The sequence below is a fragment of the Mycoplana sp. ABR4_002 genome, assembly GCF_056159645.1.
Genome location: NZ_JBSWVO010000001.1, coordinates 780,293 through 802,570 on the forward strand (window position 1 = coordinate 780,293; position 22,278 = coordinate 802,570).

Sequence of the window (22,278 nt, forward strand, 5' to 3'; positions counted from 1 at the left end):
AGAAAGGTCTAGTCGAATGCGTCCAAGGATTCTCGTAACGGGCATTCCTGGTCACTACACCCGCCTTGCCAACGGCGCGCACGGGTTGTCGGTTTCCTATGCGGAGCGGCAGAAGCAGCCTGAGTCGAAGGAAGACTTCCTGCAGGAACTTCGCAACATCAGCAACACCGGGAACTATCTCATCGGCGAAGGCGCCCTGCGGGCGCTTGCGCCGCATGCAAGGCAGGTCCCGTTCTGGCACCTCTACAATCTGAGCAAGAGCGGGGCCGGCCTGGAGGAGTTCAACGCCAATTTCGACATCTGCGTCTTCACCTGCGCCAACCTGTTGCGCAAGGGGCTCTCGGCCGATGCCGAGGCAGAAGTCCTGAGCCGCCTCAACATGCCGATCGTCATGCTCGGCATCGGCCTGCAAAGCCGCAAGGATCTCGAAAACGTGCTGCCGGAAGGCACCAAGCGTCTGCTGGCCGTGCTGAAGGAGCGCGAGCACTACTTCCTGACGCGCGGCTACGAGACCGCGGGCTTCCTGAAGGACCAGGGCTTTTCCTTCGTGCGCCCCACCGGCTGCCCCTCGGTCTATTTCATGCCCGACAACATGCGCCGGTCGCTGAAAAGGCTGCCGAGCGTGGAGATCGGCAAGGCGCGGACGATTTTTTCCGGCTATCTCGGCGGCAATCAGGACGCCATCCTCGACGCCAATGCGCTGGCGCCGAAGGAAACCGTGCCGCAATACGTGGTGCAGGACGAGTTCCTGCATTTCGATATGAGCGTGGAGCCCAACGACGAAGGTCGTGTCTACGATTCGGCCTCGGGCCTGATGATCGGCGAGCTGGCCTATCCGGGCGCCGATCGGCTGAAGCGCCCGTTCGAGGTGCGCACGTTCTTCGACACCAACCAGTGGCGCGCCTGGGCCTCGTCGATGGACTTCAATCTCGGACGCCGGTTCCACGGCTCGATCATCGCCATGCAGGCCGCGGTTCCGAGCCTGATGGTGGCCGTCGACGATCGGATGCGCGAGATGCTCGGCTTTACCGGCCTTCCGGCCGTTGACATCAACGATATCGACAAGGCCGAGGATCGGGCCGCCTTCGTCGCCGACCATCTGGCAACGCTCAACACGACCGAGCTTGTCGACCGCTACTCAGATCGCGAACGCGCCTTCCGCGTGACGCTTCGCGAAATCGGCATCGGGCTCTAGCAGGGGTTAGTAATGCGTATCTTGCTTACAGGAATTCCGTCATATCTGCAGCGGACGATTGCCGGCGTGTCCGGCACGACCGTCATGCACCGACCGTCGTTCGACGAGACCCGCACCAAGAAGGACTTGCTGTCGCAGGTCAGGCGGATTGCCAACACCGGCAACTACCTGATCGGCGAGGGCGCAGCGCAGAGCCTTCGCGGTCATGACGTCACCTATCTGCCCTTCTGGCACCTTGCCAACAACCAGGGTTCGGACGAACTCTTTGCCCAGGTCAACCGCGAGTTCGACCTCTGCGTGTTTGCCTCGGCCAACCTCCTGCGGCCCGGTTACTCCGCCGACCTGGAGGCTGAGATCTTCGCCAGGCTGGACATGCCGGTCGTTGTGATGGGCATCGGCATCCAGCGCAAGGAAGGGTTGAAGGAGCAGTTGCCGGCGGGCACGTTGAAGTTCCTGGACGTGCTGCGGAAGAAGGAGAGTTTCTTTCTGACCCGCGGCTACTTCACCGCCGAGTTCCTGCGCGAGCAAGGGATGAAGTTCGTCAAGCCGACCGGTTGCCCGTCGCTCTACTTCGCCGCCGGGGAGATGAGGCGCTCGCTCTCCGGACTGGCCAACCCGGACCTTGCCGACGCCCAGAAGATCGCCTTCGGCGGGTATCTGGGCAGCGTCGCCGACACGATCGTCGATGCGCACGCGCTGCTGAAGCCGGACAGCGTCGCGACCTATGTCATCCAGGATGAGGTGGTCGCCTACAACCTCGATCTGGTCGGCGACGACAACCAGCCCGTCTACGATCCGGCAAGCGGCCGCATCATCGGGCCCACCGAATACAAGCATTCGGAAAAGTGGCAGAGGAAGTACGAATTGCTGGTCTATTTCGACACGCACCAGTGGCGCGGTTCGATGTCGACGCGGGACCTGTGCTTCGGCCGCCGCTTCCACGGCTGCATCATCGGCATGCAGGCCGGCGTGCCGGCGCTCATGATTGCGGTCGACGACCGCATGCGCGAGATGCTGGAATTCATCGGCTTCCCCTACATCGAGGCGGCGACCTGGAACCGGGAGGCCGACAAGCGCGCCTACCTCAAAAATTTCCTGGCCAAGATCGACACGCAGGCCGTGATCGACCGCTACTCTGCTTGCGAGGCGAACTTCCGCAATGTCCTGGGGCAGATCGGGCTATAGCCGCCGCGAGGGTCGGGGTGGCGCGCGCGGGCTGTTGCTGTGCGCGCTGCTGGCGTTCGCGCCGCTCGCCCCGCCTTCGGTCGCGGCATCGCCGGAGCGGATCGGCGTAAACCGGGTGAACCTTGGCTGGCTTTCCCGCGCCGAGCAGGAACGGGTGCTGAAGGCGATTGCCGCGAGCGGCGTCACCCATGTCAGGCTCTCGCTGTCGCGGCCGGTGGACAGGAGCATCGAGGCGCTGGCGATCGCCGACCGGCTTGGCCTGCGGATCCTGCTCGAGATCCAGCTCACCAACAAGGACTACTATCCGGACGGCAACAGGCGACGCAGCGGCCATGGCCGCATCTGGGATGTTGAACGCCTTTCGGATCTGGATCCGGATCTCTACCGTGCGAACCTGCGCGCAGCGCTGCGGCGCGTGGACGGCATGGGTATTCGCCTCGACGCCGTCGAGCCCGGCAACGAGATCAACTACAGCGCCTATAACGGCGACCTTGAGGTCTATCCCGAACCGGGCCGGCGCACGCCGCGCGCGGCCGCCGAAATCGCCAACGGCGCGGCGTTCGCGCGCGGGCTCGACACCTATGTCGAGGTCGTACGGATCACCCGCGAGGAGGTGCAGGCGACGAGGCACAGCAGCGGCGCGGCCATCGTTTCAGCGGGGCTGTCCGATGTGAGCACCGGCGAGGCAGACCGGCGCGGCATGGAGCGGCTCGAGCCCGGCGAGGTCATTTCGCTCCTGCGCGAGCGCGGGATCGACGAGTTGGTCGACGGCTATGGCATACATCTCTATCCCGGCCAGAAGAGCGGGCCAAAGCTCAAGCGCCACATTGCCTCCGTGCTCGACTTCTGTCGGCCGGCGGATGAGGGCAGGGCATGCTGGGTCACCGAGTGGGGCATCGCTAACACTGCCAGGTCCTGCCCGATCGACGATCGCGACCGGGAAGGGGCGATCCGAGCCGTGCGCGGCGTGTTCGAGGAGATGATGGCGGCCAACAGGCTGGCCGCGGCCTTCTACTACGACTGGGATACCCAGCCGGCGTACAGCATCTGGCGTTGCGGCGCGCTCAGTCCTGCCGGCGCGGCGGCGACCGACCCGGACCTTGACCAGGAGCCGTCACGATGATCCTCGGAGTTTCGCTCTCCGCCGGGCTGCGGGCCGCGCGCGGCGGCCTTGTGCCCGACTGGAACGCAGCAACCGGAGAGGTGGCATGAAAGGCATCATCTTGGCAGGCGGGAGCGGGACCAGACTCTACCCCGTGACGATATCGGTGTCGAAACAGCTGCTGCCGGTGCACGACAAGCCGATGATCTATTATCCGCTCGGTACCCTTATGCTGGCGGGAATCCGCGACATCCTGGTGATCACCTTGCCAAGGGACCGGCCCTTGTTCGAGACGCTGCTCGGCGACGGCAGCGAGTTCGGCCTCTCGATCACCTATGCGGAACAGCCCCGCCCGAACGGACTGGCGGAGGCCTTCGTCATCGGCCGCGAATTCGTCGGAAACGACTCCGTCGCGCTGATACTGGGAGACAATGTCTTCTATGGCGCTGGCCTGGCAGACATCTGCCGCGATGCTGCCGCGCGGACGTCGGGCGCCACGATCTTCGCCTATCACGTCGACCAGCCGAGCCGCTACGGCGTCGTCAGCTTCAATGCCCTCACCGGCAGGGCCGAGGCGATCGAGGAAAAGCCCGCCAGGCCCCGTTCGAACTGGGCGGTGACCGGCCTCTACTTCTACGACAACGACGTCCTCGAAATAGCGGCGGCCGTCCGGCCATCCGGGCGCGGGGAACTGGAGATCACCGACGTCAACAGGGCCTACCTCGAGCGCGGCGATCTGCACGTCCGCCGGCTTGGCCGCGGCTATGCGTGGCTCGACACGGGAACGCATGACAGCCTGCACGATGCCGCCTCCTTCGTGCGCACCATCGAGCATCGCCAGGGCGTGAAGATCATGTGCCCGGAGGAAATCGCCTTCGAACTCGGATACGTGTCGGCGGATCAGGTTCTGGCGCGGGCCCGGCTCCTCGGGCAGACCGACTATGCCGCCTACCTGCAGCGGAGAATCCGGGAACTCGCCCATGCTTGAAATCCGACCGCTCGCCCTTGAGGGCGTCCTCGAACTGACGCCGCGACGGTTCGCGGACGATCGCGGCTTCTTTGTCGAGGCCTACAACGCCGCCCGACTGGCCGATCACGGCATCGACCTCGCCTTCGTGCAGGACAACCACTCTTCCTCCGCAAGCGCCGGGACCCTGCGCGGATTGCATTTTCAGCTCCCTCCGCGGGCGCAGGCCAAGCTCGTGAGGGTCGTGCGGGGGCGCATCTTTGATGTGGCGGTCGATCTTCGCAGGAACTCGCCGACATTTGCGAAATGGGTCGGTATCGAACTTTCCGCCGCCAGAGGCAACCAGCTGCTGGTGCCCGCCGGCTTCGCGCACGGCTTCGTCACGTTGGAGCCGGACACCGAGGTTCTCTACAAGGTGAGCGACTTCTATTCGCCTGACCATGATTGCGCCATCCGCTTCGACGATCCGCAGATCGGCATCGAGTGGCCGATCGGCATCGATCGCCTGCGCATGTCGGCGAGGGACCACAATGCGCCGGCGCTTGCGGCCGCCGCCGTCTGCGATGCGTGAAGGGACAGGGCCGGCCTTGCCCTACCTGTTTTGTCCCGCCACGCTTCGCAGCTTCTGCAACAGGGCCGCGACCTCCGCATTGTCGGGCTGCAGCCGCGCCATTTGCTCCGTGTATTTCAGCGTCTCGGCGTAGCGGCCCAGCTTCAGGCCGAGGCCGATCGCCGTGCCGAGCAGTTCGGGATCGTGCGTCTGGTCGCTGATGCTTCCCTCGAGCAGCGAAAAGGCCTCCGCCGTCCGGCCCGTCGAATCGAGGCCGATCGCGAACGTCATCCGGTAGCGCGCGTTGCCGGGATCGAGCCTGACGGCGGTTTCCAGCTCCTGCATGGCGTCCGGCATGTTCTTCAGTCGCACCAGCGCGAGCGCGTGACCGTAGCGCAACTCGGCGCTGTTCGGCGCCTGTGCGATGCCGGACCGGTAGGCGAGCTCGGATTTTGTATTGTCGCCGGCCATGCGGTAGAACTCGGCGAGGTTGCCGTGCGCTCCTGCCAGGGTCGGGTCGAGCGCGACGGCCTGCTGCAGGACTTGCTCGGCCTTTGCCTTGTCGCCGCCGCCCGCAAGGAACAGGCCGTACCGTCCGCGCGCCTCGGCGAAGTCGGCGTTTGCCTCGGCGTAGGTGGACACGTCTACGGCGGCTGCGGCGAAGGCGGCGCGGGCATGTCCCAGCAGTTCGCCCTGGACGCCGGCCAGCGCATCGGCCGCGGCCACCCGCACCGCCCGCCGTTCGTCGCCAAGCAGTTCGGCCATTGCGGCCGGTCTCTGATCGGGAGGCAGGTTGGCAGCGGCCTGTGCGGCCCCCAGCCGGACGAGGGGTTCGGGGTCTTCGGCGGCGGCCTTGATATCGGCTGCCGCGGCCGGGCCACCCAGTCTCGCGATCTCGGTCACCGCGCTCGCCCGGGCGAAGGGCGCCTGGTCCCGGTTCGCGACGAAGGCGCGGAGCGCTTCAACCGCGCCCGGCGCGCTTGTGGCTGCCGCCGCAAAAGCGTGGGCGATGGTTTCGCGCTGTCGCCACGCGGTGCCGTACCAGGCGTCCATCTGTGCCGCGGCCCAGGCGTTCGTCCGGTCCTGATGGCAGGACGTGCAAGCGTTCGGCGTACCGTGGATTTCGGAGAGGTCGGGACGCGGGATGACGAAGGCGTGGTCGCGACGCGGATCGACCTTCATGTAGGTGCGCGCGGGCATGTGGCAGTTGACGCATTGCGCGCCCGCCGATCCCGCTGCGTGCCGCGTGTGGTCGACGGTGTCGAAGGCGCCTTTGGGGTCGAAGCCCTCGAACCGGTCGGACCCCGCCTCGGAATGACATTGCGTGCACAGCCCGTTGCCGGCGACGCGCACGACCCCCTCGTGTGGCAGATGGCAGTCCATGCAGACGACGCCGGCCCGGGCCATCCGGCTCTGCATGAAGGAGCCGAACTCGAAGACCTCGTCGAGGATCTGACCGTCCGAAAAATACAGCTCCTGACGCATCAGGTCCGGCGAGAAATGGTCGAGATAGTCCTGGCCGGGGCCGTAGCCGTCGACAAGCTTGATCCGCCTCGAATGGCAACCAAGGCAGGCGTCCATGTCCACGCTCGGCATGGCCCAGTCCGACTGTGGCGCGGCGCCCTTGGCCCGGCCCGTTGCCAGTTCGACGTGGCGGGCGCCACCGCCGTGACAGGACTGGCATCCGATGCTGGTCGCCACGTAGGAAGAGCGATAGCCGCCGCTGTCAGCCTCGAAGTTGGCGCGGGGATCAGTGGAGTGGCAGTCGATGCAGGTGCGGTTCCAGCGATAGAACGGACCGGTCCAGTGGTAGGTCGAGCCCGGCCGCGCCGGGGAACCCTCACCGAGCCAGAACCACACGCGCCTGTTCGTGTCCCAGGCGATGTCGAGCGCCTGCAGTTTTCCGTCGCCGAGATCGGCAAGATATTGCTGCAGCGGTTCGTAGCCGAAGGTGTACTTCACCTCGAACTCGGCGCCCGCGCCGTCCGCCCCTTCGGTGCTGACGAAGTAACGTCCGTCGCGGCGGAAAAATCGCGTCACGACGCCATTGTGTTCGAAGCGTGTGTCATCGAAATCCGCCAGAACCGTCGTGTCGTCCGCAACGGCCATCGCCCTGGCGTGATGGGATTTTCCGAAGGCGGTCGACTGATCGTCGTGGCAGGAGGCGCAGACCGCCTCGTCCACGAACCCCTTATGCGGCGCGATCAGCGGATCGACCGGACGGTCCTCGGCGCTGGCGGACCATGTCAGGATGGCCAGCGCCAACCCGGTGACGACCGCACTTTTCAAGCCCGCCAGCAATGTCTTCACCAATCGCCGCCCTCCGTCCGCCGCGCATGTGCCAAGCCGTCATTTCTGGGGAAATATCTGCTTCCAGTCGGACTTCATGTCGACGACCATCCATCCGTTGATCGGGGCAACATCGAGCGCCTCGTCCAGCCGGCCGAACTCGGTGTCGCGATCGTAGGCATATTCCCGCTCCGCGTCGGTGTGATGAATGATCATCCCGAAACGGGGTGTCGCGCCGCCGAGCGTCGTCCACTGCAGCATCTGGAGATCGCCGTCCGAATTGCCGAAGGCGGCGATCGGTCGGCGACCGATGGCGGTGTTGATGCCGACTGGCTTGCCCGCCTTGTCGTCGATGAAGTTGATCTCGGGCAGGCGGAGCAGCACCGGTATGCCGTCCCGCGTGATGAACTCGGTCTTGATGGACGAACCGACCACCTGTTCCGGCGGCACGCCATAGACCGTTTCGGTCCAGGGGCGCATGAACTCCACGCCGCCGCCTGAGACAATGAAGGTCTTGAAGCCGTTCGCCCGCAGGTAGTCCAGCAACTCCAGCATTGGCTGGTACACAAGGTCGGTATAGGGACGATCAAAGCGCGGGGCTCGGGCGGCGGCGAGCCAGTCGGTCACGATCGCCTGGAACTCGTCCACGGTCATGCCGGCATGGGTCGTCATGACGAGTTCGAGCAGCCCCTTCTCCCCGGACGCCCCAAGCGCCTTGACGTCGCCCTCAAGCGCCGCCTTGAAGGGCTGCTGGTTCTTCCATTCCGGATGTTGCGGGGCCAGTGCCTTCACCCGTTCGAGCGCGAAGGCGAGCTGAGTGTACATCGGATGCTCGACCCAGAGTGTGCCGTCATTGTCGAAGACGGCGATGCGGTCGGCCTCGGGGACGAAGTCGGGCGTATTCTCGGTCGTGACCTTCTCGACGAAGGCGATGATGGCCTTCTTCGGATCGGTGTCGTTCCACGACGGCAGCGGATCGGACTGGGCCAGCACCGCGGTCGCGACGAGCAGGCCGATGGCCAGGCCCAGCACGGCGCCGCCGGTCACCCTGATCAGTTTTCGGAAAGCGCGCATCGGTCCCCCCTTGTCAAGTGGAAGTGGCGGCAGCCGCGACGCTGGTCGCGGCTGCCAACCGTCGGTCAGTTTCCTGTCGGCACGGAAATGTCGATGCCGTCCTTGGCGAGTTGGTCGCGCACCCACTGGAAGCGCTGGTAGTTCGAGATGGTGATCGGACCGGTATAGGTCAGGCTCTGCAGTTTCCGCGGCGGATAGTCGACATAGGTCTTCATGAGGTTCTTGATGGCTTCGCTGATCGTCACCATGGACCAGGTGCGCTCGGTGAAGTTGTTCATGAAGATGTCGTAGCGTTCCTGCGGGTCGGCCCACAGATCGAAAATCTGGGGCGCGGTGGCGACATAGGATTCGGGGCCCTTCCAGCCGAGGTTGGAGTCGACCGCGAGGCCGCCGGTCTGCGCGCCATCATCTCCGCGAAGGTTGAAAACCGCCTTGAGATGGCCAACGCGCGCTGCGCCCGGCGAGAGCTCGTCCTCGGTGAAGTAGAACCACTCCTTGCGTGGGGACGGGCCCGAACCGGTCAGCACCGGCGTCATGTCGTAGCTGTCGAAGATGATCGGCTTGTCCTCGCGGTCCTTGTCCGGCAGCGGCACGCCGCCGACGGAGGCGAAGGTCGCCATCAGGTCGAGGCCGCCGATCAGTTCGTGGTTTTTGGTGTTGGGCTCGATCTTGCCCGGCCAGACGGCGATGGCCGGCACCCGGTTGCCGCCCTCGCGCACCGTGCCCTTGGTGCCGCGGAGGGGCGTGTAGCCGGCGTCCGGATAGACGTCCTGCCAGGCGCCATTGTCGGTCGTGTAGAACACCAGGGTGTTCCGGTCCATGCCGGTTTCCCTAAGCTTGTCCATGATCCGGCCGATGCGGGTATCGAGCTCGACGACCGAATCGGCATATTTCGACTTCGACAGCGACTTGTGCTCGAACTCCGGCGCCGGCAGGTTCGGCTGGTGGACCTTCATGAAGTTCACGTTGATGAAGAACGGCTCGTCCGGGGTCTTCGCCGCCTCATCCAGGAACTCGAGCGCCGCCTTTTCGACATATCCATCGAAGAAGGGGATGCCGACGACGCCTTCCTTGCCGTCGATCACCGGGGTATCGACATACTGGCCGTTGATCTTGAAATCCTCGGTGACCGGTCCTCCGGCCACGCCGGACAGGGCGCCCTTCGTCACCTTCTGGAACATCGCCCGCAAGGCCGGGTCCATGTCGGGGAACCAGGTCGGATCGCCGTAGGTGTAGGCATTGAGATGGTAGAGCCCGACATATTTCATCATGTCATAGCCCTGCGCGTTCGGCAGCGCGAAGTCGGCCTCGCCCAGATGCCATTTGCCGGTGAAGTAGGTGTGGTAGCCGCCACGTTTCAAGACGGAGGCAAGCGTCCATTCCGCCGCCGGCAGGCCGCCGCCCTGGCCCTGGAACGCCACGGTCGTCATGCCGCTGCGGTTGGGGATGCGGCCGGTCTGCATTGCCGCGCGCCCCGGCGTGCAACTTGGCTGGGCGTAGAAGGAGAAGAACGTCATCCCGTCCGCGGCCAGCTTGTCGATGTTGGGTGTGGGCATGCCACGCCCGGCGCCGCCGCCATAGGGGCCGAGGTCACCATAGCCGGTGTCGTCGGAGACGATCAGAAGAATATTGGGTTTTCGCGATTGCTGTGCCTGGGCCTCGCCGGACGCCCACAGCGCCGAGGCGAGAGTGAAAGCAAACAGACTGCCAATGCCAATTTTCCGCTTCATACGTTTTCTCCCTCATGAAGCCAGGGAGCACGACTTCGGACGTGCGATGTTCGCGACCGCGGTCGTCAGTCTCGCCCTGCTTTGGATTTTTCTGGAAAGGCTGGTTCGTGCGACCTTTCGGTCCTCCTTTCGTCATCTGCGCAACGTGCAACTGACCCGGTGTCTTGGTCAGCAGGAGAGTGTGTCGGTCTGGGCTTGGCGCAACGGCAACATCGGCATGCTGCCACGGGCTGTTCGGCGGTCGCAATGTATCATGGCGGAATATCTCGCGGAAGCGCACTCGCTTGCAGATTGAATTTCGTCGGCGCGCCATGGGGAGAGGCCCGGGCGGCGGCGTCGCCGGCTTTGCCGAAAAGTCGGTTCCGAAAAGACGAGAAGTAGCGGCAATGCAGTGGCGCGCAAGAATGTCGTCGGAGACGAGTGGAATTCGCGTGAAAAGGAGCGTGCCAGAAAAAGAGCTCTTCGACGCGGACCCATACAACGTCGAAGAGCCAATGAGACATTACTTGACGATGAAAGGCGCATCCTCGCCATTCTGAACGCATGGTCTTGAGTTCGAGGCGCCTTTTACGCGGGAGCATGGTTATAACCCTTTGTTTCGGGTTGAAATACAAAAAGATTTAAAGCGTCGTGAAGCGGGAGCCGTTGCCGGACGGGATCGGCGGCCGTCCGGCGCCTTAAGGATCGTCTTCATCCGACGCCGGGCGGTCGACCGGAGGGGGGACCGCAGGATCGCCCTCCGACCGGTCGCGATGGAGAGCGGCTCGGGCGAGCAGCATGAGCGTGACCGGCGTGGTGACGGTGATGAAGATGCCGACCAGGATCTCGTGGAAGGCCGGCCGGCCTCCGAGCACGGTGAAATAGATCATCGACGCCATCACCACTCCGCCCGTGCCCCAGCTCGTCCCAAGCGTCGGCGCGTGCAGGCGCTCGTAGAAGGTTGGCAGGCGCGCGAGGCCGACCGTCCCCACGAGCGCGAGGCCCGCACCGAGGACAAGGAAGGCGGACACGACGATCGCCGCCCAGAGCGGCAGGTCTCCGGCAGCGTTCATTCGATCACCTCGCCGCGCATGAGGAACTTTGCCAGCGCCACCGTGGCGACGCAGCCGAGCAGGCCGATGATCAGCGCCGCCTCGAAGTAGATGGTCCGGCCGCTGCCGATGCCGAAGGTCAGAAGCAGCAGCATCGAGTTGACGTAGAGCGCGTCGAGCGCCAGCACGCGGTCCTGCGCCCGCGGGCCTCGGATCATCCGCAGCATCGCGAGCGCCATCGCTGCGGCCAGCATGACGTGCGCGGCCACCACAGCCCAGGAAAGGATGGTTGCGCTCATTCGAAGATCTCCATGAGCATGCGCTCGTAGCGGTTCTTGACCAGATCGGTCCATGCGCTCTCCTCGACCAGGTCGAGGATGTGCATCAGCAGCGTTCCGGTGGCCGAATCATATTCCACCCAGGCGGTGCCGGGCGTGCTCGTCAGCACCACCGCGAGGATGGCGAGGGCGGTCGGGTCCTTCAGTTCGAGGTGAATCGTCATGAAGCCGGAGCGGCGCTGGCGCGCGCGACCGGCAAGGACGATCGAGGCGACGGCGAGGTTCGAGCGGACGATGTCGTAGAGCACGATGCCGAGCAGCCGCGGCAGCAGGTGCCAGCGCCGGATCGCCGGCTTCTGCGGGCGCAGGGCGGCCATCGCCCACGACGCGAACACCGCGATCAGGCTGCCCAGGATCAGGTGGCCGATCGAAAAGCCGTTGAGCATCAACCACATCAGCAGCAGCGACAGCGACAGCAGCGGATAGGGAAGCACGCTCATGGCTGGACCTCCGTCGGTTCCCCGGCCCGGCGCGCCTCGACCACCGCATCGACATATTGCTGCGGCAGGGCGAGCGCCCGCGTGGTGTCGACCATGTAGCGCATCACCGGCCCCGCCTGGAGCGTGAGAAACAGGGTGGCGACAAGCAGAAGCAGCACCGGCACCGCTTCGATGACGAGCACGCGCGGCTTCGTGCCCTCGATCGAGGCCCAGAAGGTGCGGATGCCGGATCGCGTCATCGCGATCAGCGCCGACAGGCCCGACAGGATCATCAGGACCACCACCGGCCACATCACCACCGGCACGGCCGCGGCGCTGTCACCGCCGGCCGGATTGAGCATGGCCGACAGCATGGCGAACTTGGCGACGAAGCCGGAGAGCGGCGGCAGGCCGGCCAGCAGGATTCCGCAGGCGGCAAAGCAGATGCCGAGCGCCGCCATGGTCCCCGGCAGGGCGACGCCGCTTTCGCCTTCCTCGGGCTCCTCCTCCTCGGCATCGCCGTAGGCTTCCATGGTCACGGCGAGAACGTTGGCACCGGCGTCCTGGCCGCGCTCGACCAGCTCGATCAACATGAAGAAGGCGCCGATCGTCAGCGTTGAACTGACAAGGTAGAACAGCGCCCCGGTGGTGATCTCGCCGCTGCCGAGCGCAATCGCCGTCAGCAGCGTTCCGGAAGAAACGAGGACGGAGAAACTCGCGAGGCGGCCGAGCGCCTGCGAGGCGAGCACGCCGATGGCTCCGAAGGTGATGGTGGCCATGCCGCCGACCAGCAGCACCGGCAGGCCGAAACCGGCCGACGGCGAGCTCCCTTCGCCGAACACCAGGAGCGACAGCCGCAGCACGACATAGATGCCGACCTTGCTCATGATCGCGAAGATGCCGGCCACCGGCGCGGAGGCGGCCGCATAGGCCGGCGGCAGCCAGAAGTTCAGCGGCCACATGCCCGCCTTGATCAGGAAAGCGACGCCGAGAATGCCGGCCCCCGCCTCCAGCAGCGTGCGTTGCTCCGCTCCGACCGTTGCGACGCGCACGGCGAGGTCGGCCATGTTCAGCGTGCCGGTCACACCGTAAATGAGGCTGACGCCGATCAGGAACAGGAGTGCGGCAAGGAGGTTGACGGCGATGTAGTGCAGGCCCGCCTTGACGCGCAGCAGCCCCGACCCGTGCAGCAGCAGGCCGTAGGACGCGGCCAGCATCACCTCGAAGAAGACGAAGAGATTGAACAGGTCGCCGGTCAGGAAGGCGCCGTTCAGCCCCATCAGCAGGAACTGGTAGAGGCTGTGGAAATGCGCGCCCGCCTGGTGCCAGCGGGCCAGCGCGTACACCAGCGCTGGAATGGCGAGCGTCGCGGTCAGCACGAGCATGAGCGCCGACAGGCGGTCGACGACGAGCACGATGCCGAAGGGCGCCGACCAGTTGCCGAGCAGATAGACGCCGCGCCGCGCCGCGTCCGGCCCGTCGATGCCGTCGGCAAGGCGAAGGAGCGCCAGCGCGATCGCGAACAGCGCGACGGTGGAGGCCAGCCCGATCATGGCCTTGAGCACGCGCCGCCGCTCGTCGAGCAGCAGCAGCAGGGCGCCCGTGGCGAGCGGGACCAGGATCGGCGCGATGATGAGATGGTGCCAGAAGGTCATCACTGCGGCGGCTCCCGGCCGTCGACGTGGTCCGTGCCGGTGAGGCCGCGCGACGCGAGGAGCACGACGAGGAACAGGGCGGTGGTGGCGAAGCCGATGACGATCGCCGTCAGCACCAGCGCCTGCGGCACAGGGTCGGCAAGGGGCACGATGTCCACACCGTCCTCCAGGATCGCCGGCGCGTTCACCGTCAGGCCGCCGACGCCGAAGATGAACAGGTTGACGGCATAGGACAGCAGCGACAGCCCGATGATGACCTGATAGGTCCGCGGTCGCAGGATCAGCCAGACTCCGGATCCGGCCATGATCCCGATGCCGAGCGAGAGCACGAGTTCCATTAGCCGTCCTCCGGTGTCGGCACGGTCCTGACGCGATAGGTGCGGATCGACTGGTGCGCCAGCGCGATCAGGATCAGCACGGTGGCGCCGACGACGAGTCCGAACACGCCGAGGTCGAACAGAAGCGCCGAGGCCGCGGGCACCTTCCCGACCAGCGGCAGGTTCACGTATTGCGAATGGGAGGTCAGGAAGGGATAGCCGAAAAGCCACGACCCGACGCCGGTCGCGACGGCCGCGAGCAGGCCGGTCGCGATCCAGCGCAGCGGCAGGATCCTGAGCCGGTCCTCCGTCCAGCGCGTGCCGTTCGCCAGATATTGCAGCAGGAAGGCGATTGCCATCGTGATGCCGGCGGCAAATCCGCCGCCGGGCAGGTCGTGGCCGCGGACGAACAGGAAGACGGCGAAGGTGATGACGACCGGGAACATCCATTGCATGACGACGGACGAGACGAGCAGGTAGTCCCTCGCCGTGTCGCCGGCCGCCCGTTCCGGCCGCTCGTCGTCGAACGCGTTCTGGATGCGCTGCTGCTCGGTCACGCCGATGCTTTCCGGGGCCGGCCGAAACCGGCGCAAGAGCGCAAAGACGGTCAGCGCCACGATGCCGAGAACGGCGATCTCGCCAAGCGTATCGAAGCCGCGGAAGTCCACCAGGATCACGTTGACGACGTTCCTGCCGCCGCCTTCGGTATAGGCGCGGGCGAGGAAGTAGTTGGCGATTGTGTCCGGCACCGGCAGGGTCATCACCGCATAGGACAGGATCGTCATGCCGACGCCGCAGGCGACAGCGAGCGCGAAGTCGCGCAGGCGCCGGATCCGGGCCGAAAGCGTGGTGTTGTCGTCGACCTTGCCCACGCGCTTCGGCAGCCAGCGCAGCCCGAGCAGCAGCAGCACCGTCGTGACGATTTCCACCAGCAGCTGGGTGATGGCGAGGTCGGGCGCCGACAGCCAGACGAAGGTGACGCAGGTGACGACCCCGGCGCCGCCGACCAGGATGAGCGCGGCCACGCGGTGATACTTGGCCAGCACCGCCGCACCGACGGCCGCAATCATGCCGGTGGCCCAGATCATGGCGAAGGCCGGGTCGAGCCCGGCGAACGGCGGCAGCTTGGGTTCGAAGCCGGCGCGGTAGAGCGGCACGAATGCCGCCAGGAAGGCGAGGGCGACGACGATCCGCAGTTGCGGCTGCAGGTGTCGGGTGCCGAGATGGGCTTCCGCCCACCGCGCCCATTTCCACGATACGGTAACGAGGAGCCGCTCGAAGATGCGTTGCCCCTGCAGGTGGCGGATCAGGGGCGGACCGTCCTCGCTGTGCGCCAGGTATTTGCGCAGGGCGAAATAGAGGGCCGAGCCGGTGATCATCGCGACCAGGCTCATCAGAAGCGGCAGGCTCAGGCCGTGCCAGAGCGCGAGGCTGTAGTACGGGGTCCGGTCTCCCAGCACCGAAACGACGGCGGTGTGCAGGAACGGGCCGATCGACAGCCCCGGAATGGTGCCGACGATAAGGCAGGCGAGCACGAGGAATTCCACCGGAAAACGCATCCAGCGCGGCGGCTCATGGGGATGCGGGTTGGGCAGTTGCGTCGGCGCCGGGCCGAAGAAGACGTTGTGGATGAAGCGGATCGAGTAGGCGACGCTGAAGCCGCCGGCGAGTGTGGCGACATAGGGCAGGATCCGGTCGAGGACCGAGTCCGCATGCGTCTCGACCGCCTCGGCGAAGAACATCTCCTTCGACAGGAAGCCGTTGAGCAGCGGCACGCCGGCCATCGCCGCGCAGGCCACCATCGCCAGCGTCCCGGTGTAGGGAAGGTAACGGTAGAGGCCGCTGAGCTTCTGCATGTCGCGGGTGCCGGTCTCGTGGTCGATGATGCCGGCCGCCATGAACAGCGAGGCCTTGAAGGTGGCATGATTGACCATGTGAAAGATCGCCGCGACCGCGGCGAGCGGGCTGCCGAGGCTCAGGAGCGTGGTGATCAGGCCGAGATGGCTGATGGTCGAATAGGCCAGCAGTCCCTTCAGGTCGCGCTGGAAGATGGCGAAGTAGGCCCCGAGCACCAGCGTGCTGATGCCGGCGGCCCCGACCAGCCAGAACCATTCGAACGTCCCCGACAGCACCGGCCAGAGCCGGGCGAGCAGGAACACCCCGGCCTTAACCATCGTGGCGGAATGCAGGTAGGCCGAAACCGGCGTCGGCGCGGCCATCGCGTGCGGCAGCCAGAAATGGAACGGGAATTGCGCGCTCTTGGTCAGGGCGCCGATGAGGATCAGCACCAGCGCCGGGAGATAGAGCCGGTGCGCCCGCACGATGTCGCCGGCGGCAAGGATGCGGTCGAGGTCGTAGCTGCCGACGATGTGGCCGAGCAGCAGCAGCCCGACCAGCAGGCAGAAGCCGCCGATGCCGGTGATCGTCAGCGCCATGCGCGCGCCGTCGCGGGCATTGGCGTTGTGGTACCAGTAGCCGATCAGCAGGAACGAGAAGATGCTGGTCAGTTCCCAGAAGACCGCAAGCAGGATGACATTGCCGGAAAGGACGATGCCGAGCATCGACCCCATGAATGCGAGCAGGAACGAGAAGAAGCGCGGGATCGGGTCTTCCGCCGAGATGTAGTAGCGGGCGTAGACGACGACGAGGAAGCCGATCCCTGTCACCAGCATCGAGAACAGCCAGGCCAGCCCGTCCATCCGCAAGGTGAGGTTCAGGCCGTATTCGGGCAGCCATTCGATGTCGTGGCGGAGGAGCCCGCCGCCGGTCACCGAGGGGTAGCAGGCGGCGGTGACGATCGTGGCCAGCAGTGCCACGGCTCCCGCCAGCCAGGCGGGCAGGCTTCGGGATGCCGTGCGCAGTAGAAGTCCGGTTGCGATGCTGCCGGCGAAGGGAAGAACGAGCAGAAGGAGCAGGAACTTTTCAGGCATCGGCGATCATGGCGCGCGAATCGGAACCTCGTTGTCACATGGAAACATCTCTAGCGCAGACCAGCCGCGCCTGCGCGCGGGGGCGTCATGAAATTATTGTTACCGATCAAGGTGTCGGTTGCAATCGTCGTGGCGGCATTTGGCAGCGGCTGCCGCGCCAACAGCGCGGCGCCCCCCGGTCGGATCGCGGCTCGGCGATGCCACGGGGCGGCTGTCCAGGCGCGGCGCATCGGTCGCGGGCCCGGAAGGTGGCGGCGTGGCGATGCCTTGTCCTACCGCGACAGCTTCATGTGGCGGTTGACGTCCTTGTAGAGCAGGTAGCGGAACCGGCCGGGGCCGCCGGCATAGCAGGCCTGCGGGCAGAAGGCGCGCAGCCACATGAAGTCGCCGGCCTCGACTTCTACCCAGTCCTGGTTCAGCCGGTAGACCGCCTTTCCTTCCAGCACGTAGAGCCCGTGCTCCATCACGTGGGTCTCGGCGAACGGAATGACCGCGCCCGGCTCGAAGGTGACGATCGTCACGTGCATGTCGTGGCGCAGGTCGGACGGATCGACGAAGCGGGTCGTGGCCCACTTGCCTTCGGTATGCGCCATCGGCGTCGGGACGATGTCCTGCTCGTTCGTGAAGATCGGCGCCGGCACGTCCAGGCCCTCGACGCGGTCATAGGCCTTGCGGATCCAGTGGAAGCGGGCGGGCTTGGGGCCGTGGTTGCGCAAGCGCCAGCGGCTGTCCGGCGGCAGGTAGGCGAAGCCTCCGGGCCGCAGCCCATGCAGCAGGCCGTCGAGTTCCACCGTTACCTCGCCTTCCATCACGAACAGCGCGCCCTCGGCCGCGGGATCGAGCTCGGGCCGGTCGCTGCCGCCGCCGGGGGCGACCTCCATGATGTATTGCGAGAAGGTCTCGGCGAAGCCGGACAGCGGGCGCGACAGCACCCACAGCCTTGTGTCGTCCCAGAAGGGCAGGTAGCTGGTGACGATGTCCATCATCACGCCCCTGGGAATGACCGCATAGGCATCGGTGAACACCGCCCGTCCGGTCAGAAGCTGCGTCTGCTCCGGAGAGCCGCCCTTCGGTGCGAAATAGGTCCGTTCACTCACGTCGTCTCTCCCGGTCTTGGCGGAGCCCGCATTTCTTCTGCAGATCGTTAGCGCAAACCGTGGCAAATGACAGCGGTTAGTTGCGCGGGCGGGCCTGAAGCGCCCGCCGGAGCGCGCTGGATCGGAAACGCCCCGAGGCCTCAGAAAGCAGATCGTGCCGCGCCGAAACAGCGGCAAAAATTTGAAAGTCTTTCGTCTGACGCTTGGAAATCCCGTACTAGCGGAGGCGACCACTTGCACGCACAATCCCCGACCGTATGAGACGGCCGCCGTCGTCTCGCGGGCCTGCTTGCCGGAGGAGATGCAAACGGGCCTGTCGTTCGGCAGCGTCGGAGACGCTCGCCCAGGGAGGGAAAATGTTAGAACGACTGTTCAAATTGAGCGCGCACGGCACGTCCGTCCGCACGGAAGTGGTTGCCGGCGTGACCACGTTCCTCACCATGTCCTACATCATCTTCGTCAACCCGGACATCCTGTCGACCACCGGCATGGACCGCGACGCGATCTTTGTCGCCACCTGTCTCGCCGCAGCCCTCGGCTCGGTGGTGATGGCGCTGGTCGCCAATTGGCCGATCGGCCTGGCGCCCGGGATGGGCCTCAATGCCTTCTTCGCCTTCACCGTGGTCGCGGCCCTCGGCTTCACCTGGCAGCAGGCGCTGGGCGCCGTGTTCATTTCGGGCCTGATCTTCCTGGTCCTGACGGTCACCGGCGTCCGCAGCTGGTTGATTGCCGGCATTCCGCACTCGCTGCGCAGCGCGATCGCCGCCGGTATCGGCCTGTTTCTCGGCATCATCGCGCTGAAGAACGCCGGCATCGTCGTCGACAACCCGGCAACGCTGATCGGCCTGGGCGATCTCAAGCAGACCGGTCCGCTGCTCGCGATCTTCGGCTTCTTCACCATCGCGGTGCTGGATGCGCTGCGCGTCAAGGGCGCGATCCTGATCGGCATTCTCGCCGTCACGGTGCTCTCCTGGATCTTCGGCGTCAGCGAGTTCCGCGGCATCGTATCGGCGCCGCCGTCGATCGCGCCGACCTTCATGCAGCTCGACATTCTCGGCGCGCTGCATGGCGGCCTGCTGCAGGTCATTCTGGTCTTCGTGCTGGTCGAGGTCTTCGATGCGACCGGCACGCTGATCGGCGTCGCCAAGCGCGCCCGGCTGGTCGAGCCCGGCAAGCCGAACCGTCTCGGCCGCGCCCTTTTGGCCGACAGCACGGCGATCGTCGCCGGCTCGATGCTCGGCACCAGCAGCACCACCGCCTATGTCGAGAGCGCTTCGGGCGTGCAGGCGGGCGGCCGCACCGGCCTGACCGCGCTCGTCATTGCCGTGCTGTTCATGTCGGCGCTGTTCATCTCGCCGCTGGCAGCCTCGGTGCCGACCTACGCCACCGCACCGGCGCTCCTCTACGTCGCCGGCCTGATGATGCGCGAGATGACCGAGGTTGACTGGGAGGACGTCACCGAGGCGGCGCCTGCGGCGCTGACGGCGCTGGCGATGCCGTTCACCTACTCGATCGCCAACGGTCTTGCCTTCGGCTTCGTCTCCTATGTCGTGCTGAAGGTCTTCACCGGAAAGTGGAGCATCGTTCACCCGGCGACCCAGATCGTCGCAGCGCTGTTCGTGATCCGCTTCGCCTTTTTCTCCGGCGGCTGATCAAGCCCTCCGCCCTTGAGGGAAACAGGACGGCCGGGCCATCGTGGCCCGGCCGTCCTGTTTCTGCGTCGTCCGCCTTGCCAAGACCGTCCCGGCCCGGCGCCTTCTTCCCAAGAAGAAAGGACCCCGCAACCGGTTCGAACCAGTTCGGGGTCAGCATCAGAACCACGGAGTTGGGGGCAGCTGTGACGCGCCTCGCCCCACCTGCTACAGTGCGCCGGCTCAGCCGATGAGATAGGGCGCGTCGAAGACGTGCTCTTCCAGGTTCGTGCCGTCCCCGCCGCGGTCGACCACGACGAAGTCGCAGACGGCCTCGAGCGGTGTCAGGACGCCGTGCCAGACATTGCGGCCGATATTGACGCCTTGGCCGGGCCGGGTGCGAAAGGCGCGCGGCGTGCCGGGCCCGCTTGCGGTCTCCGGGGCGACGACCACCAGGAAGGGCCGGCCCGACAACGGGATGAAGGCCTGGCTGCCGAGCGGGTGGCGTTCGACCATCGTCAGCTTGAGCGGCAGGCGATAGGGCTCCCCGCGCAGCAGGCTGATCAACGGCCGCGCCCCTTCGCCCGTGGTCTCGATCTTCGCCAGATCGTGATAGCGCAGGCATTTGCCCGCATTGATCGGAAAGCTGTGGGCGCCCTCCGTCTCGATGACGTCGCCGAAGGGGGCGAATGCCGCGCGCGTCAGCGGTTGGATTTCGATCGATCGCATGATCGTGTCTCCGAAGGTGATCGAGCCGTCGCGGCGCCGTCGCCTGGACGCCGCCGGACAGCCCGGATGTGGTGCTGGACTGGACCTACGCCGTCACGCCGGCAGCAGGGCGGCGAGGCGGAGATAGGCGATGCGCTCCACCTGGCGGCAGGCGGTTTCGAACTCGGTTGTGCGGTCGTTGCCGATGCGGGCCTCGAACGCTTCCAGGATGTCCTCCTTGGTCTTGCCCTTCACCGCCACGATGAAGGGAAAGCCGAAGGTGTCGACATAGCGGTTGTTCAACCGCGTGAAACGTTCCCGCTCGAGGTCCGTCAGGGCGTCGAGCCCGGCCGACGCCTGCTCCTCGGACGAGCTTTCGGTCAGCCGCCGTGCCTGTGCCAGCTTGCCGGCGAGATCCGGATGGGCGTTCAGGACGCCGAGCCGCTCCTTCTCGGAGGCGCTGCGGAAGACTGCCGCTAGCGCCGCATGCAGCCCGCCTGCGCTGTCGTTCGCCGGCGCCAGTTCGGCGCGGAAGGCCCGCCGCGCGATCCAGTCGGAATGTTCGAACACCCCGCCGAAGCGCTCGACGAAGGCCTCCTCGGAAAGGCGCGAGGGGCGGTCGTCGCGCGGCCGGAAGGGATGGACCTTCGCCCAGTGCTCGGCGATGTCGATGCGACGGGCGAGCCAGACCTTGTCGTGGCCCTTGACGTAGTCGATGAAGCGGGCGAGCGCCAGCGCCCGGCCGGGCCGCCCGGCCAGGCGGCAGTGAAGGCCGATGCTCAGCATTTTCGGCCGGCCCGCGGCTCCTTCCGCATACAGCACGTCGAAGGAATCCTTCAGGTAGCTGAAGAACTGGTGCCCGCTATTGAAGCCCTGCGCGGTGGCAAAGCGCATGTCGTTGGCGTCGAGCGTGTAGGGGATCACCAGTTGATGACGGCCGCCGTGCTCGTGCCAGTAGGGCAGATCGTCGGCGTAGGAGTCCGAGACATAGGCAAAGCCGCCGTCCTCGCTGATCAGGTCTACGGTCTGGGCCGAGCAACGCCCGGTGTACCAGCCGCGCGGCCGCTGGCCGGTGACGATCTCGTGCAGCCGGATGGCCTCGGCGATCTGCGCCTTCTCCTCCGCGATGCCCATGTCCTTGTGCTCGATCCATTTCAGCCCGTGCGAGGCGATTTCCCAGCCGGCGTCCTGCATGGCTGCGACCTGTGCCGGCGAGCGCTGCAACGCCGTCGCCACGCCATAGACCGTGACCGGCACCGCCCGTTCGGTCAGCAGCCGGTGCATGCGCCAGAAGCCGGCTCGCGCGCCGTATTCGTAGATCGATTCCATGTTCCAGTGGCGCTGGCCGGCAAAGGGCTGGGCGCCGACGATCTCGGACAGGAAGGCCTCGGAAGCGGCGTCGCCGTGCAGCACGCAGTTCTCGCCGCCTTCCTCGTAGTTGACGACGAACTGCACGGCGATGCGGGCGCCGTCGGGCCAGGCGGCATCGGGCGGGACCGCACCGTAACCGTGAAGATCGCGCGGATATCTCATGGAACGCTCCTCCAGACGTTTGCGAGTGAGCGATCTCTACGCGCAAAACGCGCGCGCCATTCCCCTCGAAAAATTTGAAAGTCTCGAAGGACCAGTCGGCTTCCCAAGGGGAGTGGCCTCGCCGATAGTGGGCGGAAAAGGCATCGGATCGGGAGGACTTTCGCATGCAATCTCAGGCAGGAGGCGCCGGTCGGCTGACGACCCATGTGCTCGACACCGCGCGAGGAAAGCCGGCGGAGGGCCTGCGCATCGAACTGTTGCGTATCGACGGCGAGCGCGCCGAACGGATCGGGACCGCCCGCACCAATGACGACGGCCGCTGCGACGCGCCGCTGCTGTCGGGCGAGGCGATGCGGCCGGGCACCTACGAACTGCGCTTCCACGCCGGCGACTATCTCGGCCGCGGCGAGGCGGTGCCGTTCCTCGACGTCATCCCGATCCGCTTCGGCATTGCCGACGTGTCGGCACACTACCACGTGCCGCTCCTGCTCTCGCCCTTCGGCTATTCGACCTATCGCGGGAGCTGA

20 protein-coding genes are annotated in these 22,278 nt (G+C 66.0%); 8 read left to right on the forward strand and 12 right to left on the reverse strand.

Annotation, left to right across the window (positions count from 1 at the left end):
- Window positions 1–16 precede the first annotated feature (16 nt).
- The 5 genes from ACXAGF_RS03750 (at window position 17) to rfbC (ending at window position 5,020) form a co-directional block, all read left to right on the forward strand.
- Window positions 17–1,195 carry a polysaccharide pyruvyl transferase family protein gene (locus tag ACXAGF_RS03750; RefSeq protein WP_475014575.1) on the forward strand — a complete coding sequence of 393 codons (1,179 nt, stop codon included), beginning with the start codon at window positions 17–19 and terminating at the stop codon, window positions 1,193–1,195.
- A 12-nt stretch (window positions 1,196–1,207) separates the two neighbouring features.
- Complete coding sequence (locus tag ACXAGF_RS03755) at window positions 1,208–2,380, forward strand: polysaccharide pyruvyl transferase family protein (protein WP_475014576.1); 1,173 nt, start codon at window positions 1,208–1,210, stop codon at window positions 2,378–2,380.
- A complete protein-coding gene (locus ACXAGF_RS03760; protein WP_475014577.1) occupies window positions 2,355–3,503 on the forward strand; it encodes a glycoside hydrolase in 1,149 nt (382 codons plus the stop codon). The genes ACXAGF_RS03755 and ACXAGF_RS03760 overlap by 26 nt, the downstream gene beginning before the upstream one ends.
- A gap of 85 nt (window positions 3,504–3,588) precedes the next feature.
- Window positions 3,589–4,470: a glucose-1-phosphate thymidylyltransferase RfbA gene (gene rfbA, locus ACXAGF_RS03765; RefSeq protein WP_475014579.1), complete on the forward strand. Its 882-nt coding sequence runs from the start codon at window positions 3,589–3,591 to the stop codon at window positions 4,468–4,470.
- Window positions 4,463–5,020 (forward strand): dTDP-4-dehydrorhamnose 3,5-epimerase, encoded by a 558-nt coding sequence (rfbC, locus tag ACXAGF_RS03770; RefSeq protein WP_475014580.1) that lies wholly within the window; start codon window positions 4,463–4,465, stop codon window positions 5,018–5,020. The genes rfbA and rfbC overlap by 8 nt, the downstream gene beginning before the upstream one ends.
- A 21-nt stretch (window positions 5,021–5,041) precedes the next feature.
- Here rfbC and ACXAGF_RS03775 read toward each other — a convergent pair whose 3' ends face one another.
- The 3 genes from ACXAGF_RS03775 to ACXAGF_RS03785 form a co-directional block, all read right to left on the reverse strand.
- Window positions 5,042–7,309 carry a multiheme c-type cytochrome gene (locus tag ACXAGF_RS03775; protein WP_475019204.1) on the reverse strand — a complete coding sequence of 756 codons (2,268 nt, stop codon included), beginning with the start codon at window positions 7,307–7,309 and terminating at the stop codon, window positions 5,042–5,044.
- 39 nt (window positions 7,310–7,348) lie between these two features.
- Entirely contained in the window at window positions 7,349–8,362 is a 1,014-nt protein-coding gene (locus tag ACXAGF_RS03780; protein ID WP_475014582.1) for an HAD family hydrolase, read from the reverse strand.
- Window positions 8,363–8,427: 65 nt separating this feature from the next.
- A complete protein-coding gene (locus ACXAGF_RS03785; protein ID WP_475014583.1) occupies window positions 8,428–10,092 on the reverse strand; it encodes an arylsulfatase in 1,665 nt (554 codons plus the stop codon).
- 46 nt (window positions 10,093–10,138) lie between these two features.
- Here ACXAGF_RS03785 and ACXAGF_RS03790 point away from each other — a divergent pair, with 46 nt between their 5' ends.
- Window positions 10,139–10,387: a hypothetical protein gene (locus tag ACXAGF_RS03790; protein ID WP_475014584.1), complete on the forward strand. Its 249-nt coding sequence runs from the start codon at window positions 10,139–10,141 to the stop codon at window positions 10,385–10,387.
- Window positions 10,388–10,769: 382 nt separating this feature from the next.
- Here ACXAGF_RS03790 and mnhG read toward each other — a convergent pair whose 3' ends face one another.
- From mnhG to ACXAGF_RS03825, 7 genes are all read right to left on the reverse strand, one after another.
- Complete coding sequence (gene mnhG, locus ACXAGF_RS03795) at window positions 10,770–11,144, reverse strand: monovalent cation/H(+) antiporter subunit G (RefSeq protein WP_475014585.1); 375 nt, start codon at window positions 11,142–11,144, stop codon at window positions 10,770–10,772.
- Window positions 11,141–11,422: a K+/H+ antiporter subunit F gene (locus tag ACXAGF_RS03800; RefSeq protein WP_475014587.1), complete on the reverse strand. Its 282-nt coding sequence runs from the start codon at window positions 11,420–11,422 to the stop codon at window positions 11,141–11,143. The genes mnhG and ACXAGF_RS03800 overlap by 4 nt, the downstream gene beginning before the upstream one ends.
- Window positions 11,419–11,901: a Na+/H+ antiporter subunit E gene (locus ACXAGF_RS03805; protein ID WP_475014588.1), complete on the reverse strand. Its 483-nt coding sequence runs from the start codon at window positions 11,899–11,901 to the stop codon at window positions 11,419–11,421. The genes ACXAGF_RS03800 and ACXAGF_RS03805 overlap by 4 nt, the downstream gene beginning before the upstream one ends.
- Entirely contained in the window at window positions 11,898–13,535 is a 1,638-nt protein-coding gene (locus tag ACXAGF_RS03810) for a monovalent cation/H+ antiporter subunit D (protein WP_475014590.1), read from the reverse strand. The genes ACXAGF_RS03805 and ACXAGF_RS03810 overlap by 4 nt, the downstream gene beginning before the upstream one ends.
- Window positions 13,535–13,873 carry a Na+/H+ antiporter subunit C gene (locus ACXAGF_RS03815; protein ID WP_475014592.1) on the reverse strand — a complete coding sequence of 113 codons (339 nt, stop codon included), beginning with the start codon at window positions 13,871–13,873 and terminating at the stop codon, window positions 13,535–13,537. The genes ACXAGF_RS03810 and ACXAGF_RS03815 overlap by 1 nt, the downstream gene beginning before the upstream one ends.
- Window positions 13,873–16,782 carry a monovalent cation/H+ antiporter subunit A gene (locus ACXAGF_RS03820; RefSeq protein ID WP_475014593.1) on the reverse strand — a complete coding sequence of 970 codons (2,910 nt, stop codon included), beginning with the start codon at window positions 16,780–16,782 and terminating at the stop codon, window positions 13,873–13,875. Before ACXAGF_RS03820 ends, ACXAGF_RS03815 begins: the two co-directional genes overlap by 1 nt.
- Window positions 16,783–17,054: 272 nt before the next feature.
- On the reverse strand, window positions 17,055–17,879 hold the full coding sequence (locus tag ACXAGF_RS03825; RefSeq protein WP_475014594.1) for a bifunctional allantoicase/(S)-ureidoglycine aminohydrolase: 825 nt from the start codon (window positions 17,877–17,879) through the stop codon (window positions 17,055–17,057).
- 356 nt (window positions 17,880–18,235) lie between these two features.
- Between ACXAGF_RS03825 and ACXAGF_RS03830 the strand changes: the two genes are divergently transcribed.
- Window positions 18,236–19,531, forward strand: coding sequence for an NCS2 family permease (locus tag ACXAGF_RS03830; RefSeq protein WP_475014595.1), 1,296 nt, complete (start codon window positions 18,236–18,238; stop codon window positions 19,529–19,531).
- A 222-nt stretch (window positions 19,532–19,753) separates the two neighbouring features.
- On the opposite strand, the gene ACXAGF_RS03835 is transcribed toward ACXAGF_RS03830, so the two are convergent.
- Window positions 19,754–20,239: an ureidoglycolate lyase gene (locus ACXAGF_RS03835; RefSeq protein WP_475014597.1), complete on the reverse strand. Its 486-nt coding sequence runs from the start codon at window positions 20,237–20,239 to the stop codon at window positions 19,754–19,756.
- Window positions 20,240–20,332: 93 nt separating this feature from the next.
- A complete protein-coding gene (gene puuE / locus ACXAGF_RS03840) occupies window positions 20,333–21,751 on the reverse strand; it encodes an allantoinase PuuE (RefSeq protein ID WP_475014598.1) in 1,419 nt (472 codons plus the stop codon).
- A 164-nt stretch (window positions 21,752–21,915) separates the two neighbouring features.
- On the opposite strand from puuE, the gene uraH reads away from it, so the two are divergent.
- Entirely contained in the window at window positions 21,916–22,278 is a 363-nt protein-coding gene (gene uraH, locus ACXAGF_RS03845; protein ID WP_475014599.1) for a hydroxyisourate hydrolase, read from the forward strand.

Bases quoted from the DNA above. Each gene is read 5' to 3' on its own strand.
- ACXAGF_RS03815 (WP_475014592.1), bottom strand. From the start codon at position 13,873: ATGGAACTCGTGCTCTCGCTCGGCATCGGGATCATGGCCGGATCCGGA.
- ACXAGF_RS03750 (WP_475014575.1), top strand. From the start codon at position 17: ATGCGTCCAAGGATTCTCGTAACGGGCATTCCTGGTCACTACACCCGC.
- ACXAGF_RS03785 (WP_475014583.1), bottom strand. From the start codon at position 10,092: ATGAAGCGGAAAATTGGCATTGGCAGTCTGTTTGCTTTCACTCTCGCC.
- ACXAGF_RS03780 (WP_475014582.1), bottom strand. From the start codon at position 8,362: ATGCGCGCTTTCCGAAAACTGATCAGGGTGACCGGCGGCGCCGTGCTG.
- ACXAGF_RS03800 (WP_475014587.1), bottom strand. From the start codon at position 11,422: ATGAGCGCAACCATCCTTTCCTGGGCTGTGGTGGCCGCGCACGTCATG.
- rfbA (WP_475014579.1), top strand. From the start codon at position 3,589: ATGAAAGGCATCATCTTGGCAGGCGGGAGCGGGACCAGACTCTACCCC.
- mnhG (WP_475014585.1), bottom strand. From the start codon at position 11,144: ATGAACGCTGCCGGAGACCTGCCGCTCTGGGCGGCGATCGTCGTGTCC.
- ACXAGF_RS03805 (WP_475014588.1), bottom strand. From the start codon at position 11,901: ATGAGCGTGCTTCCCTATCCGCTGCTGTCGCTGTCGCTGCTGCTGATG.
- ACXAGF_RS03755 (WP_475014576.1), top strand. From the start codon at position 1,208: ATGCGTATCTTGCTTACAGGAATTCCGTCATATCTGCAGCGGACGATT.
- ACXAGF_RS03810 (WP_475014590.1), bottom strand. From the start codon at position 13,535: ATGACCTTCTGGCACCATCTCATCATCGCGCCGATCCTGGTCCCGCTC.
- ACXAGF_RS03830 (WP_475014595.1), top strand. From the start codon at position 18,236: ATGTTAGAACGACTGTTCAAATTGAGCGCGCACGGCACGTCCGTCCGC.
- rfbC (WP_475014580.1), top strand. From the start codon at position 4,463: ATGCTTGAAATCCGACCGCTCGCCCTTGAGGGCGTCCTCGAACTGACG.
- ACXAGF_RS03835 (WP_475014597.1), bottom strand. From the start codon at position 20,239: ATGCGATCGATCGAAATCCAACCGCTGACGCGCGCGGCATTCGCCCCC.
- uraH (WP_475014599.1), top strand. From the start codon at position 21,916: ATGCAATCTCAGGCAGGAGGCGCCGGTCGGCTGACGACCCATGTGCTC.
- ACXAGF_RS03760 (WP_475014577.1), top strand. From the start codon at position 2,355: ATGTCCTGGGGCAGATCGGGCTATAGCCGCCGCGAGGGTCGGGGTGGC.
- ACXAGF_RS03820 (WP_475014593.1), bottom strand. From the start codon at position 16,782: ATGCCTGAAAAGTTCCTGCTCCTTCTGCTCGTTCTTCCCTTCGCCGGC.
- puuE (WP_475014598.1), bottom strand. From the start codon at position 21,751: ATGAGATATCCGCGCGATCTTCACGGTTACGGTGCGGTCCCGCCCGAT.
- ACXAGF_RS03790 (WP_475014584.1), top strand. From the start codon at position 10,139: ATGTTCGCGACCGCGGTCGTCAGTCTCGCCCTGCTTTGGATTTTTCTG.